We start from the raw sequence: 14,929 nt of genomic DNA, 5'->3' as shown, positions 1-14,929 counted from the left end.
CAGACCAAGATTCCGACGCCCGGGCCTCCACCGGAACCGAACATTCAATCGCTCTTGACCACCGCCGCGCAGGAGTTGTGCGACAGCCTCGAGACTTTCCGGCCGGTGCACCGAAAACCGTCCCGCCCCGGGCCTGGTCGGCCACCCGGTTCGAGGAACCGCCACCCAGCCACACGTCATGACGTGGGCAGAGTGCTTGCCACTGGCGAGGCGTTCAGCCGTCCTGCCCACCACAAGGTGGGCACGAAACCCCGGCGAACTGGATAAATAACAAGCTGAGTGCGAGGCATCTCCTGGAGCCGTCCGCTAATTTGTCTGTTCATTCGCGTGAGACGACCGGCAAGCCACCCGCGTCGTGGACTCTTACGCGACGCATTCCAACAGCTCAGAGACGATCCCGACACGTCGGCGGTCGCTAAAGACGACAGTTCACGGCCCAGGAGGCGGAGGGCAAGTTGTCCAGTCTCATTGCCTTGTTCGTGCGCACTCGGTCCTCCACCCCGGCATGCGAGCGGTGCAGCGCGTCCAGGAACTGCCTGTGGCCCGTCCGGTTCGGGAAGGGGCCGTCGGAAAAGGACCTCAGTCGGAGGCACCTCGTCGGCGGCCTACTTCACTCCGCGAGCGGCCCGCAGAAACGGACCGGTGGCGACACCGGCACCGCGCTGCGGGCCGACTCAACCACCCCGGAGCCCAACTGCGCTTCACCGACGCCGACGGCATGCGCCTGACGGCCTTCGCCACCAACACCCCCGGCACCGCGATCGCCGGGCTCGAACTGCGCCACCGCCAGCGCGCCCGCTGCGAGGACCGCATCCGAGACGCCCGCTCCGCCGGCCTTCGCAATCTTCCCTTGCACAACTTCACGCAGAATCAGGTCTGACTGGAGATCGTCCAACTCGCCCTGGACCTGCTGGCCTGGATGCCGATGCTCGCCCTGACCGGCAAGACCCGCCGCTGGGAACCGAAGAGGCTCCGCCTCCGCCTGTTCTCAGCCGCCGCACAACTCATCACCACCGGCCGCCGCCGCTACCTACGCCTCGCGGCGCACTGGCCCTGGACCGACGTGATCAGCGCAGCGGCCGACCGGCTCCACGCTTGTGCCAGCCGTGCTTCTGTATCGTCCGGGCCGCGGTGATCGCTGTGGTCATTTTGGGTAACGGTGATGCCCAGGAGGGCAGCCCATGATCGAAACTATATCCAGCTGCATTGGTCTTGCTGCAGCCTGGCGATGTGAAGATGCGCATGGAGGTCATTCGGTGGGCTACGAGGGTAGTCGCGTTTCATCGTAAGGCCTAAACGGCCGGATTGTCTTTGGCTGGTGAAAATACTTCACCTTCGTTTCAGGCTAGCAATGGTGCAGGTAGTTCTCTGGGAACTCTTGCGGATTGAAGGGTGTCGCAATGGCGGGTTCCCGGATTGCAGTTGTAGGCAGTGGAATCGCTGGTTTGGCCGCAGCATGGGCCTGCGCCCGGTCCGGTAACGTCGTGACCGTATTCGAAGCGCATGACAGGTGCGGCATGGATGCTCACACTGCCGAGGTGTCGACTGCCGGTGGGTCGGCCACCGTCGATGTTCCCCTGCGCATCGTCAATCCGGCTCACTGGACCCATTTTCTTGCATTGTGCCGGGAAGCCGGAGTGTCCACGTACGAGGTCGACGCCGGACTGTCGTTCAGTACGATGAGCGGGCATACCTGGCTTCGGGCCGGACGTGTCCAGGAGTCCGCCCGATGGGGCCTCGGCTCTGGAATGCTTCGGCATCCTGGGCCCGCTGCGTTGCGAGTCGCGTACGGCGCAATCCGCCTATCCCGTGAGTTGGACCGCGGGATTGCTGTTCAGGGGATCGATGAGCCAACCCTCGACCAGTTTATGAGCGCGAAGCACTTCGATCCATTCTTCTATATCCGATTTGTACTCCCGATCCTGTCGACTATTTGCACCTGCAGTCAAGAGACGCTTCGGAATTGGCCAGCAATGCAAGTACTCGAATTGCTCAGGACAATCCTGCTCGGACCGAGAGCGCAGCGCCTGCAAGGGGGAACGACGGCGCTCGTTTCACGGCTGGCTGAACGTGTCGACGTGCGTACCGGTGAGGGCGTAACTCTGGTGTCGCCAGACGCGAATGGTGTCACCGTGCTAACGGCAACTGGTACAAACCATCGCTTCGACTACGTCGTGGTGGCCACGCAGGCCAACCAGACGACCTTTCTGGACCCAGTGGGGTGTCGACAGGAACGCGCGGTCTTGAAGCGTTTCCCGTACGAACGCGGGACATTGATCACGCACAGTGACACCCGTTTCCTCCCGCGACAGAGGAAGCATTGGATGCCGCTCAATTACCTGTTGCCGGCCGGTCAAGGAGAAGCCACGTGGACCGTGTGGCTCAACCGGGTCGAGCCTGCACTGCATGAGGAGGCTCCCGTGCTCCAGACCTGGCAGGCTCCGGCGCCACCTGCCGTTGATTCAGTTCACTCCAAGGTTGTCTTCGAGCGGAGCGTTGTCACGAAAGACACTGCGGCCGCGCTCTCGGCGCTTCATCGCCTCCACGGGGATCGGGGACGCCGCGTATTTTTCTGTGGATCGTATGCCGCGCCCGGCGTTCCTTTGCTCGAAACTGCTACCCGCTCGGCGATTGCGGTGAGCGAGCGGCTCGGTGCGGGCACCGAGTGGGGTCGCCGTGCGGCGCTGATCGGCGGTTCCAGTGCATGAACTGGCAGGCGCGGCGACGCACGTGGCCTACTTCGGAGTTCTTTTCGGCTGCTTGACGGTGTGTGTCCGTCGCAAGATACATCGTCGTAGCTTGCTGGCATCGGCTGCATTGGCGTTCGCTGTCACCTGGCTGTTTATTGGCCTCTACCTTCGCCAGACTCTCGTCGATGCCGGATCGGCGCGGCTGTGGCTAGCGCAAGGGAATGTCTTTTTCGAGGCCTGGGGCGAGGTGCTGGCGAGCCCGGTCCGGTGGTGGGTGACCTCCCAACTGCTGGGCTGGGTCACGGTTCGCACCTACTTCCTGGCCAGCGAGACCGATACGCCGAGGAATGAGCTGCCATTCCAGCTGGCTTCGTTCGCCGGTGCGGTGAGTCTCGGCTACTCCCTGCGCGAAGCATCCAGGATGGAGAAGCCGCGTGGGGCGGCTGCTGAGTCGGCCAGGTTCGCAGCGGGGGTCTGCGTTGCGGCCTGCGTCATGATTGTCGCTTTGCCGTGGGCGCCGGGGAACGTGAGAATGCTTCTCCTCAGTGGAATACATCTTGCCCTTATGGTGCCGTTCTTCTCCGCACGCCGTACTGGTGCCCGAAGCCCTGGGCGTTGGCCGCTGATACTGGCTGCTCTTTTGCTGATCGTTCAGCTTTCAGCGGTTGTCCGCGCTGTCGGTTCAGTCGCTGGTGGCTTGCACTCCGGCCAGTCGCTGGGGGATGTCATGGCTGCCGAATTTGTTAGTCCATGTGTCGCGAGCGTTTTTGCTGATGTGGTCCTGACGACGGCGTTCTGGCTGGTGATCGCGGTGCCACGCGATCGCAGGCTATCGGCACTCTGTGCGGCGATCGTGCTTTCTCCTGGGGTAGTGATGGCCTTGACCGGACAGCATCGTCTCCGGGGCGGAAGACCCGACCCGGTCGAGGGGCGTTTCGATGTCAAGATTTGACATTGCGAGCCGGCTACTCGAGGACGAAGCAGCGCCGAGTGGCTGGTGCAACCTGGGCGACTGGTCCACCGCATCGACCTTCGCGGAGGCATGCCGCGCGCTGGCAATCCGAGTGGGGGAGGCGGCGGGTATGCGAGCAGGAGGCTCGGTGCTGGATCTTGGCTTCGGAGGAGGGGCAAGCCTGGCGCTCTGGGCGGACAAGTTCGACGTGGCTCGCGTCGATGGTGTCGAGCTGCGAACCGACCAGGTCTGTTCAGCTGGTCGATCGATCGCTGCCAATCTCCATACCGGGGACGTGTTTACGGTCCTGTCCTCGCTTGAAGAAAGCTACGACTCGGTGGTGTCCGTTGATGCCGCATATCATTTTGGCTCTCTTTCGCAGTTGCTCAGCCGCGTCGCGCCCCGGCTGGTCCCGTCTGGACGGATCGCGCTGACGACACTCGCCTGGCCAGCCGTTGATAGCAGGTCATCGCGTTGGTTGTGGCGGCGTGGTCTCGCGCTTGCAGCCATACCCGAGGCCGCTGTCGTCCGCCTCGATCAGCTCTTTACAGTGGCGGACTCAGCCGGGTTGTGTGATTGCAGGGTCAAGATCCTTGACGAACCTGTCATGGTCGGCTTCTCCGAGTTTATCCGGCGTCGACCGATGCCGGTCGACGCCGATGGGCGGAAGGCCCCCGGCTGGCGGAAAATCAGTGCCACGGCTCGGCTCTGCGGCTCAGCTACCAAAACCCGGCAATTGCACTATGTCTTGCTGAGCGCGGAGAAGAAGCCATGACTATCCTCCACTTCCACGGCAGCGCGTACGGCATCTACAGTCAGCTGGGATACCTTGATCACGAGCGCGAATCCGAACGTCTCGCCGACTACTCCTGCTTCCGGGGGAGTTCATCCGGGTCTTTGACAGCACTCGTGGCAGCCTATGGGTTGTCCGGTCGATCCTGTGTGGCCGCAGCGGTCGATCTGGCTCAGGAATGGGATCTTTTCGGAAGACCTTGGTCATACCTTGGACGGGTCCACAGCTTCATCGACGAGCTGCTCAGCCACCTGCTCTCCGGCGCTAGCCAGCAGCGGCAACTGGAGGTCATCGCGACTCGGCTGCCCACTGGACAATCGATAACGCTTCGCCCGGCGTGGAACGATCAGGCGGAGGCTATCCGGATGTGCCACGCATCTATGCACATACCGATCTTGTGCTCGTTCGCGCCATGGTTCCGCCACGGCCCGTATCGGGCCGTGGATGGGGCACTCCACAGTCCGTTCCCCGATCCCGGCGAAGACACCGTGGTGGTCAATGCGCAGGGTCGGTTCACGCTGCTGAGCCCGGCGCAGATCTGGCGACAGTACGAACGAGCTGAGGTACGTACAACCGTACTGAGGAAGTCCGCAGCAGGGACATTTGGGTAATTTCTGGGGAGAAGGATCGACGCTAATATCGCCACTTCTGAGCGAACGCTGTGGTGAGCTTCAATTATTGCGGAAGAACGAAACAAGAGCTGTCTCGATAGGGGTTCCTGTCCAGGACACAGCTTGGTCGCTGCTGTATGCAGGCATGAGTCGGATCGACATGGAGATGCCGAAGCGATGAACCTGGTCGGCGCATGCGGGCCTCGGTGCAGGCGCCCCGGACCGAAGCGTTTGCGACGGCACGACTCTGATCAATCCAGCTGTCACTATGCCGGATGCGAGACTGCGCCGGACCCCGAGGTGCTGATCGAGACGGACTCCGACGCGTACGCGCTGTGGAAGGCGCTGAGCATGGTGGTGGCCACCCACCCGCTTGCACTCAGGCGGTGTGGGAGGACGCCGCGACGGTTTGCCTCTCCGTCGTGGATGCCGACGACCTCGGGTACAGCACCCGCGTCCCGCTCGACTGGCGCTGGCTCTCCGAGACCCGGCTCTTGCAACTGATCGCCGCGGAGCTCCCCCTGATCGAGCGGAGCTCGCGGGGTACGGACCGGTGCCCAGTTACCTGACGGTGTGGATGCCGGGATGCCGGCACCATGCCACGCGACACACGGCTCGTGCGCGGGCTGACCGCCCTGGCCAGACACACGGCCACGAAATAGTGTGGCCTGGACGGTGAGCCGGGCATTGCTGGCACTGCCACGGAACGGGCCGGGACCGCACCATCTGGCCGCCCTACCCCGAATACCGCCCACGCGAACCGAAGGTACGAATGGCCCGCTGTACGGTCGGCGGGCCGTGGAGCGAGAGCAGCAACCGGCAGCAGGTGTTTACAGCAAAGCAGAGCGCACCATACCGTTACGCGCCGGTCGGCAGCCTCGTTGCAGCGCATAGGCAGGGACCCGCCGGGACTCGTTGTTGCTCGGCCGATGACGGCCTGCTGCTCGTGCAGCACCCTTGTGCCGCCCGGGTTGTGCAAATACTGCGCCCACGGCCCACGGCCCGGCCCCGAGCAGCAACCGGCCTTGCACCGTTCACCGCCAGGAGCAGCTGGTTGCGCAACAGACGGTGCACGGTGCAGGCCGGGAGGGAGGCAAAGGGACAGTCACATGCAACCGGCAGCAACGACGGACTTCACCAGGAGTACCGGAGCCCTGCGAGAACGGGGCCGATCGACACCAGATCTTGCACCCAATAGTGGTGAGAGGTCGGGCTGCTAAAGGTGATGGTGTGCAAGGGGTCATCACCTCCGATCATGGAAGGAAACGTCGCCCGCGGGCGAAGCAGCGGCGCCGTGAACAGAGTCCGCAGCCGACACCCATGACACCAATGTGTGGTGCATAGGTAGAGACTCTGCCCGATCCGCCCGCGTTCATTCATCCTATGCGTTTGTGCCCTATCACGCCCGGATAATCAGCTTTCATGAGCCAGCGTACATCCCAACCCGCACATCCCCGTCACGCGAGTTCCTCTGCTCTCATCGACGCGTACTCCCCGGACCTGCGATGCGGCACCGGCCCCACTCCCGCGGGTAGGACTACGTGAGCGCCCGGGCCACCCCTCCCGGCGGCCTGCGCGCTCCGCTCCCCGACACCATCCCGGTCAGCCTCCCCCTGCGCACGGGCTATCTGCTCGCCCTCGTCGTCGGCCCTCTGGCCACCCTGGCCGTCGCCCTGCCCACCGCCCTGTTCCATGGCTGGGGACCCCATTGGTACGACGTGGTTCTGGGCCTCTTGATGTACGTGCTCTCCATCGCGGGCATTACAGCGGGTTACCACCGTCACTTCACCCATCTGTCGTTCAAGGCGAAGCGGCCCCTGAGGATCGCACTAGTAATCGCCGGCGGCCTGGCCATGGAGGGCCCCGTCACCATGTGGGTGGCCGAACACCGGCGCCACCACCAACACTCTGACCGCGAGGGAGACCCTCACTCGCCGTGGAAGTACGGCACCACCCGGCGCGCGCTCATCAGGGGCCTCTGGCATGCCCAGGTCGGCTGGTTCTCTTCATCACCCGTGCGTTCCAACTACCCGCGCTACGCACCCGACTTGCTGGCAGATACCGACGTCGGGCGCCTGGACCGGTGGTACCCGGCCACCGTCGCCTTCTCCCTGCTCCTGCCTCCGGCCGTCATCCTCGCCTGGACCCACGACTGGCACGCGACGGCAACGACCTTCTTCTGGGCGAGCCTGGTCCGTTACGCCGTCGTCCACCACGTGACCTGGTCCGTGAACTCCATCGCCCACGCCTTCGGATCCCAGAACTACACCAGCCGCGATCAGTCGCGCGACGTCCGCTGGGTCGCCCTGCTCACTTTGGGTGAGGGATGGCACAACCTTCACCACGTCGACCCCAACAGTGCCCGGCACGGTGCTTTGAAGGGGCAACCGGACCCCACCGCCCGATTGATCGCTCTGTTCGAAAAGGCTGGCTGGGCCTACGACGTCCGTTGGCCCGACGAACTCCGCATCGCCCCCAAACGTCTCAAGGCAAGACCTCGGAGTGAACCGTTCCGGGTTCGGTAGGGACTCGATCGTTTGAGAGCATCGAGTTATGGCACGTCCTTCCCAGTACCCGCTTGAGCTGCGCCGTCGTGCGGTGCGCGGTGCCCATGGTTGCCGAGGTGCGGCCGGAGTACGGCACCGAGTGGGCCGCGATGAAAGCGGTCGCCCAGAAACTGGGCATCGGCACGACCGAGACGCTGCGCAAGTGGGTCCGGCAGGACCAGATCGACGCCGGGACCCGTGCGGGCACGACGAGCGAGGAGTCGGCCCAGCTGAAGCGGCTGAAGAAGGAGAACGCCGAGCTGAAACGGGCCAACGACATCCTCAAGGCCGCGGCGCATTCTTCGCGGCCGAGCTCGACCGGCCACACACACCACCGACTCCTGCTCGCCGGTGCGCTCGACGGCGCGGGCGCGCGAGGCGTCGTAGCCGTGCCAGCCGAGGGGGCCGTCCGGCCCGGAGTCCCGTTCCGGGTAGGGGAGTTCGGTGAAGGAGGAGGCGTCGGTGATCAGGGCGACGACCTGCCGTGCCGCGAGCCGTTCCGTCATGAGGTCAGTGCCCGCTTCATGATCTTCCCCATGTCGTTGCGGGGGAGGGCGTCCAGGTAGTGGACCCTGCGCGGGCGTTTGTGCGGTGCCAGGCGGGCGGCGACGTGGTCCGCCAACTCGGCCGCGGAGGGTGGGGACTGGGGGTCCGCCGGGACGATCCACGCCACGATCCGCTCGCCCAGGTCCGCGTCCGGCTCCCCGGTCACTGCCGCCTCCCGCACCCCCGGGTGTTCGAGGAGCGCGTTCTCGATCTCGCCCGCCCCGATCTTGTAACCCCCGCTCTTGATCAGGTCGGTGGCCTTGCGGCCGACGATACGGACGTACCCGTCGGGCTCGCGCACCGCCATGTCGCCGGTACGGAACCAGCCGTCCGCTGTGAACGCGGCCTCCGTGGCGTCGGGCCGGTTGAGGTACTCCGTGAAGAGGTTCGGGCCGCGCACCTGGATCTCGCCGACCGTCTCGCCGTCGTACGGCGTGATCGGCGCCCCTTCCTCGTCGTACGACGTGAGAGGGGTCCCGTCCTCCTCCACCAGCCGCAGCTCCACGCCCGGCAGCGGCACGCCGACCGTCCCGGCCCTGGCCTCGCCGTCCGCGCGGACGCTGGTGTTCATCAGCGTCTCCGTCATGCCGTACCGCTCGACGACCCGCTGCCCGGTCGCGGCCGTGATCCGCTGATGGTCGTGCACGGGGAGCGCCGCAGAACCCGAGACGAGCAGGCGGGCCTTGCCCAGCGCCTGCGCAAGGCCCGGGTCCTCGGGCAGGGCCTGGGCGACGCGGTGGTACATCGTCGGCACGCCGAACATCATGGTCGCGCCGTCGTTCAGCTCGCGGGTCACGCCCTGCGTGCTGAAGCGGCCCAGGTGGCGCACCGAGCCGCCGCGGCGCAGTGGGCCGAGGATGCCGAGGACCAGGCCGTGCACATGGAACAGGGGCAGGCCGTGGACCAGTACGTCGTCGGCGGTCCACTGCCAGGCGTCGGGGAGCGCGTCCAGTGTGTGGGCGACGGCCCGGCGGGGGATGACGGCGCCCTTGGGCGGGCCGGTGGTGCCGGACGTGTAGACGATCAGGGCGGGATCCTCGCCGGACGCCTGCCGGTCGGGGAGCGGGCCCACGCCCCGCACGTCGACGTCGACGCGCTCCAAGTCGCCCAGAGCGGCGGGCAGTTCGTCCCCCGCGGCGGCCAGCACCACCGTCGGCGCACAGTCGGACAGGATGTGCCCGAGCTCCTTCTCCCCGGACTTCGGGTTGAGCGGTACGGCGGCGACACCGGCCTCCAGCGCCGCCACCACCGCCACGGCGGTCTCCAGCGCCGGGGTCGCCCAGACGGCCACCCGGCCCGCCCCGCCGATCCGCGCCGCGAGCGCACCGGCGGCGGCGCCGAGTTCGCCGTACGTCAGGGAACGGTCGCCGAACCGCAGGGCGGCTCGCTGAGCCGGGGCGCCCGTCAGGGCCGGGAAGAGAGAGGACACGCGTCGTACTCCTTAACTGTTCAACGGACACCGAGTGTTGTCGTCCACCGAGTGTTGTCGTCCACCGGCCTACCCCCAGCCCGGCACGACCAGCACCAGCCACACCACCGCGGGCACGACCGCCACCACGATCCCTCCGTACACCATCAGCTGCCGGAAGAAACGCTCGCGGTCCACGTCCGGTGCCGCGGCCAGCACCAGCGCGCCGTTCGTCGAGAAGGGGCTCACGTCCACGACGGTCGCCGACACCGCGAGCGCGGCCACCATGCCGACCGCCCCGATCTCGCCCTGCGCCAGGAACGGCACGGCGAGCGGGATGAGCGCGCCCGGCGGTGCGGCGGCGCCGGTGTGCTCTATCTGCCGCCTTGATTGCGGCCAGCGGGACGGGGGAGGACGTGATGTCGCAGGCGGCTTCGGCAAGCACTTAACGCAGCCGCTCGGTGTCGGATTGGGGCGTCATCGGTGGGCTCCGGAAGGGGAGGATGGGTCGGTGGGGAACGCGGGATGGGCGCGCCGGACCGTGAGCGCTCGCCGGGTATGGGGCCTTGACGGTGCGAGCGAGCAGTTCAGAGCCACGGCGATGTCCGGGGGCGCTCAGGTCGTCGAAGTAGCGCAGCACCAGCACGGTCCGCTGACCGACGGGCAGCGCCTGGGCGAGGGAGGCACAGTGCTCGACGGCATCCGCAGCCTGCCTGGGGCACGGTGCCGCCCCGGCACCGTCCGGCAAGAACAACACCTCCGGGCAATGACTCACTTCCTAACTTCTTTCCATCTGGGAGGTGACGCGGACAGGAGCCGCTCCCGGGCCGCATCCAGGCTTGCGCACGTCCGGTTGAAAGCCACCCGCACATGCGCGGTGCCTCTTTGCGGTCGTCGGAGAAGGCCGTTGCCGGCGCCATCAGGATTCCCGCTCCGTGGCCAACTCCTTGGCGAAGATCGGACTGTCCAGAGCGGTCAGTCGCGGATGCGGCCATCAGTCGCAGCCGCCAGTACACCAAGCCGGTAGTCCTGCCGCGATGCGTGCACGCATCGCGGCAGGACTACCGGGCGCCCCAGGCCCGTCAGACCGGTTTGTGGTGCTTGCCGCGCTCGCTGCCGCCCGAGCCTGGAGCTCACCCTGGCGGACGCGGGGCAGCCAGGCGGGACGTCCGCGCTCGTACTCGTCGATACGATCCATGCGCCGCAGCGTTGCCTCGATCACGTCCAGTCCTTCAAGGAGCAGTCGCCGCGAGCGGTTGTCCACGGGGAACGTCCAGGAGCGTCCGTCGGCCCGCAGTTCGCGCCCCCGGATGTCGACCACGACGGTCAATCCATTGGGGGACTCGGCGAGATCCATCAGCTCGCGTATCACCGGTCCGGGCAGATCGACTGGGATCAGGGCGTTGTTCCAGGCGTTCCGGCGGAAAGTGTCACCAAAGCCGGCGGCGGCCACTGCGGTGAATCCGCCGTCCCGCAGCGCCCAGACAGCGTGCTCACGAGAGCTGCCAACCCCGAAGTTCGCACCGGCCAGGAGCACGGAGGCATCCTTGCTCGCAAGTCGATTCAGCACGAAGCCTGGCTGCGTCCGCCAGCGGGCGAACAGGGCATCTGCATAACCTGACTTGACGACCCGCTTGCAAAACTCGCCCGGGACGATCTGATCGGTGTCCACATTGTCACGGCGCAGCGCCACCGCTTTTCCGGTATGGCTGATCAATGGTTCCATCGGACCCTCATCGCAGTTCGGTGACAGCCGGGGCGGGAAGGGGCGCTTCCATGGTGCGGAGATCCGCCGGGCCGGCCAGCCGCCCGACCAGCGCGGTGGCGGCGGCAACGGCGGGAGACACCAGATGAGTGCGGGCCGTCGCGCCCTGCCGCCCCTCGAAGTTGCGGTTGGAGGTCGAAGCGCAGCGCTGCGTGCCGGTCAACCGGTCGGCGTTCATACCCAGGCAGATCGAGCAACCGGGCAGGCGCCACTCCCCGCCAGCGGCGGTGAACAACCGGTCCAGGCCCTCGTGCTCGGCCTGGTCCCGAACCGCCATGGATCCAGGCACGACCAGCAGCCGGGTGCCTTCGTTGACCCGCCGACCACACAGCACCTCAGCGGCGACCCGCAGATCCTCGATCCGTCCGTTGGTGCAGGACCCAAGAAAGACCACGTCCACCGGGATCTCCCGGAGGGGGGTGCCAGGGGTCAGGTGCATATAGGCGAGCGCGCGTTCGGCTGCTGCCCGCTGTAGCGGGTCGTTGAACTCCTCGGGGCTCGGCACCACCCCGCTGACTGGCACTGCCTGCGCAGGGTTGGTGCCCCAGGTCACCAGTGGGCTCAGCGCCGCGACGCCGACCGTCACGGTCCGGTCGAACTCCGCGCCCTCATCGGTGCGCAGCGTGCCCCAGTACACCATGGCCTCGTCCCACCTCTCGGCCTGTGGGGCATGCGGCAGCCCGGCGAGATAGGCGAAGGTCGTCTCGTCCGGGGCGATCAGTCCGGCCCGTGCGCCCGCCTCGATGCTCATGTTGCACAGGGTCATCCGAGCTTCCATGGAGAGCAACCGGACGGCCTCGCCGCGGTATTCGATCACATGCCCCTGCGCCCCGTTGACCCCGATCTGGGAGATCAGCGCCAGCGCCATGTCCTTGGCGCCCACTCCGGTGGGGGGGAGGGCGCCGGTGAACTCCACGGACATCACCCGCGGTCGCCGCACCTCCAGGCACTGGGTGGCCAGCACGTGCTCCATGTCACTGGTCCCGACGCCGAAGGCGAGCGCACCGAACGCGCCGTGCGTGGACGTGTGGCTGTCTCCGCACATCACGGACATGCCCGGCAGTACCAGGCCCAGCTGTGGTGCCACGACGTGCACGATGCCCTGGCGGCTGTCTCCGATCGAGTACAGCTCCACCCCGAACTCGGCGCAGTTGCGCCGCAGTGCCTCGATCTGATTGCGCCCTACCGGGTCGGTCAGCACCAGGGAGTCGGTCGGGACGTTGTGGTCCTCGAGGGCCAGGGTCGACTCCGGCCGACGCACCCGGCGCGAGGCCAGTCGCAGTCCGTCGAAGGCCTGCGGAGAAGTGGCCTCATGGATGAGGTGGAGGTCGACGTAGAGCAGGTCCGGGTCGTCATCGGATGCGGGCACTACCACATGGCTGTCCCACAACTTGTCGGCGAGCGTGCTCGGTTTCGTTTCCGTCATCGGGCCACCTCCCTGACCGTCGGTGCGGTGTCCTTGCGGATCTGGCTGACGGCCGAACGCACCGCCGCCCGCACCGCAGCGTCCTCGGACGGGGCGAGTCCCACGCCCCAGAACGACCGCGCGTCCACGAGGATCTCGCAGGCCGCGCTGTCCGCCTGGTGGCCCGCTCCCGTCCGTCCGAGCACCAGTTCCTGCACGGTGCCCTCGACGCCGTACAGCGCCAGCAGCCGCTCGGCCAAACCCGCAGGCCCGTTCTCCATGTCGTCGTGAGTCGCAGGTGGATCTGTGTCGATCTCGGTGCTCGGGTCGATATAGCGCTGGCGGAAGTGCTGCCACAGTTCCGTCGTGGTGAGTTCGCTCTCGTGGGTCTCGCACATCTGCTGCATCGCGGCCGCGAAGTCGATCTGGAGCCGTCGGGGTAGTTCCACCCCGTATTCAGCGTGCAGCAGATGAGCGATTCCGCCTTTGCCGGACTGGCTGTTGATGCGGATCAGGGACTGGTAATCGCGGCCAATGTCGCGCGGGTCGATCGGCAGGTAGGGGACGTCCCATGGCGCGTCCAGCGCGTCGCCGCGCGCCTTGAGGCCCTTGGCGATGGCGTCCTGATGGGTGCCCGCGAAGGAGGTATACACGAAGTCGCCCGCCCACGGATGCCGGTGCGAGATCGGCATCCGGTTGCTCTGCTCGACAGTGCGGCGCACCCGGTCCAGGTCACGCAGGTCCAGCATCGGGTCGACGCCCTGCGAAAACAGGTTCATCGCCAAGGTGATCAGGCAGACATTGCCGGTCCGCTCGCCGTTACCGAAGAGCGTGCCCTCCACTCGGTCGGCACCCGCCAGCACGGCCATCTCCGCCGCCGCGACCCCGCTACCCCGGTCGTTGTGCGGGTGTACGGAGAGCAGCACCCGTTCCCGGTGCGCCAGATAACGGCTCACGTACTCGATGCGGTCGGCGAACTCCTGCGGTGGATAAACCTCCACCGTCGCCGGCAGGTTCACCGCGAGGGTGTGCTCAGCCCGGCGCGCCCAGAACTCCAGCACCGCATTGCAGACCTCCAAAGCGTAGTCCGGCTCGGTCTGGGTGAAGGACTCCGGCGCGTACTGCAGGAAGATTTCGGTACCCGGCAGCGCGTCCTGGAGCCGCAGTGCCTGCTCGGCCCCGGCCAGCGCCAGCGCCTTTACCTCGCTGCGGGTCTTGCGGAACACCAGGCGCCGCTGGGCCTCCGAGGTCGGGTTGAACACCTGGAGGACCGCGCGCCGCGCTCCCGCCAGCGAGGCGACGGTACGCTCGATCAAGTCACCGATGATGGGTGTCATCACCTGGATCACCACGTCGTGGGGGATCGCGTCGGTCTCCACCAGGTGCCGGACGAAGTCGTAGTCGTCCCGGGACGCGGTCGGATAGCCGATCTCGATCTCCTTGAACCCGAGCGACACCAGCAAGTCGAACATGGTGCGCTTGCGCTCCAGATCCATCGGGTTGATGAGCGCCTGATTGCCGTCCCGCAGGTCCACGCTCGCCCACAGGGGCGCCTCGGTAATCTGTTTGCCCGGCCAGGTCCGGTCAGGTAGTCCGACCGGTTCGTACGGTGCGTACTTAGATGTGTTCATCGGCCCCGGTACCTGCACTCCACGCTCAGGCCCGGCCACCGTCGCCGAACAGACTGTCATGGCTGTCCTCCCGCCACGCGCTTGATGACCGCCACCACCGAACGAGGCCGCATTCTCGTCGAACCGACCTCGTTGTAGTCCGCGCCGACCTGATTGGCGGAGCCGAAGAACACCGGCAAGCATCGTGGTGCAGCGCCAGCCGTTCGAGGCTCCGTGGGAGCAGGCCAGCACAGTCGACATCGTGCAGCCAATGCGGTCAATTCACCGATCGTCACGCCCCAATTCATCGCGCATGCCGTTGGCGACTTCGGCCCTTTGACCATCCACCAGGCGTGATCGAGGTCCTGGCTCGGATACCATCCCTGGATGATCAGAGCTTCCCTTAATTGCTGTCGTCGCCTCAACACGCTGGGAGCGCTGTTCCGTTGGCGTCGATTCTGATGACCCGATAGCGCGACCGCCAACTCGGGCGCCCTCGGTATGCACAGATGGACACCAACTCGGGGCAAAATGCGCCGAGTTCGAGGTGTGTCGGGAACTGGCCTGCGACCGGCTTGCCGTCACCGCTTGGTTACAGTAGAT

General features: G+C 66.4%; 9 protein-coding genes and 5 pseudogenes. 8 read left to right on the top strand and 6 right to left on the bottom strand.

Annotated features, from left to right (window positions below):
* Window positions 1-90: 90 nt before the first annotated feature.
* The 8 genes and pseudogenes from OG254_RS00585 to OG254_RS00550 form a co-directional block, all read left to right on the top strand.
* Window positions 91-267, top strand: a pseudogene (locus tag OG254_RS00585) (transposase); the annotation flags it as partial.
* Between the two features lie 412 nt (window positions 268-679).
* A pseudogene (locus tag OG254_RS00580) lies at window positions 680-1,135 on the top strand (transposase); the annotation flags it as partial.
* Window positions 1,136-1,400: 265 nt separating this feature from the next.
* Complete coding sequence (locus OG254_RS00575) at window positions 1,401-2,708, top strand: FAD-dependent oxidoreductase (RefSeq protein WP_405576299.1); 1,308 nt, start codon at window positions 1,401-1,403, stop codon at window positions 2,706-2,708.
* Window positions 2,701-3,642: a hypothetical protein gene (locus OG254_RS00570; protein ID WP_405576297.1), complete on the top strand. Its 942-nt coding sequence runs from the start codon at window positions 2,701-2,703 to the stop codon at window positions 3,640-3,642. Before OG254_RS00575 ends, OG254_RS00570 begins: the two co-directional genes overlap by 8 nt.
* On the top strand, window positions 3,629-4,417 hold the full coding sequence (locus OG254_RS00565; RefSeq protein WP_405576295.1) for an SAM-dependent methyltransferase: 789 nt from the start codon (window positions 3,629-3,631) through the stop codon (window positions 4,415-4,417). The genes OG254_RS00570 and OG254_RS00565 overlap by 14 nt, the downstream gene beginning before the upstream one ends.
* Window positions 4,414-5,046, top strand: coding sequence for a hypothetical protein (locus OG254_RS00560; protein WP_405576293.1), 633 nt, complete (start codon window positions 4,414-4,416; stop codon window positions 5,044-5,046). Before OG254_RS00565 ends, OG254_RS00560 begins: the two co-directional genes overlap by 4 nt.
* 1,541 nt (window positions 5,047-6,587) lie before the next feature.
* Window positions 6,588-7,571 (top strand): acyl-CoA desaturase, encoded by a 984-nt coding sequence (locus OG254_RS00555; protein WP_405576291.1) that lies wholly within the window; start codon window positions 6,588-6,590, stop codon window positions 7,569-7,571.
* Between the two features lie 28 nt (window positions 7,572-7,599).
* Window positions 7,600-7,916 (top strand): annotated as a pseudogene (locus OG254_RS00550) (transposase); the annotation flags it as partial.
* Window positions 7,917-7,918: 2 nt separating this feature from the next.
* Here OG254_RS00550 and OG254_RS00545 read toward each other — a convergent pair.
* From OG254_RS00545 to OG254_RS00520, 6 genes and pseudogenes are all read right to left on the bottom strand, one after another.
* Window positions 7,919-8,098, bottom strand: a pseudogene (locus OG254_RS00545) (acetyl-CoA carboxylase); the annotation flags it as partial.
* Window positions 8,095-9,567: an acyl-CoA synthetase gene (locus OG254_RS00540; protein ID WP_405576289.1), complete on the bottom strand. Its 1,473-nt coding sequence runs from the start codon at window positions 9,565-9,567 to the stop codon at window positions 8,095-8,097. The pseudogene OG254_RS00545 and the gene OG254_RS00540, both read right to left, overlap by 4 nt.
* 69 nt (window positions 9,568-9,636) lie before the next feature.
* Window positions 9,637-9,894: pseudogene (locus tag OG254_RS00535) on the bottom strand (hypothetical protein); the annotation flags it as partial.
* Between the two features lie 646 nt (window positions 9,895-10,540).
* Complete coding sequence (gene leuD / locus OG254_RS00530) at window positions 10,541-11,272, bottom strand: 3-isopropylmalate dehydratase small subunit (protein WP_405576287.1); 732 nt, start codon at window positions 11,270-11,272, stop codon at window positions 10,541-10,543.
* 7 nt (window positions 11,273-11,279) lie between these two features.
* Complete coding sequence (gene leuC / locus OG254_RS00525) at window positions 11,280-12,737, bottom strand: 3-isopropylmalate dehydratase large subunit (protein ID WP_405576285.1); 1,458 nt, start codon at window positions 12,735-12,737, stop codon at window positions 11,280-11,282.
* Window positions 12,734-14,347 carry a 2-isopropylmalate synthase gene (locus OG254_RS00520; protein ID WP_405594758.1) on the bottom strand — a complete coding sequence of 538 codons (1,614 nt, stop codon included), beginning with the start codon at window positions 14,345-14,347 and terminating at the stop codon, window positions 12,734-12,736. Before OG254_RS00520 ends, leuC begins: the two co-directional genes overlap by 4 nt.
* Between the last annotated feature and the right edge of the window lie 582 nt (window positions 14,348-14,929).

The sequence above is a fragment of the Streptomyces sp. NBC_01092 genome (genome assembly GCF_045039535.1).
Classification (GTDB): domain Bacteria; phylum Actinomycetota; class Actinomycetes; order Streptomycetales; family Streptomycetaceae; genus Streptomyces.
This window is presented reverse-complemented; position numbering and strand designations above follow the sequence as displayed.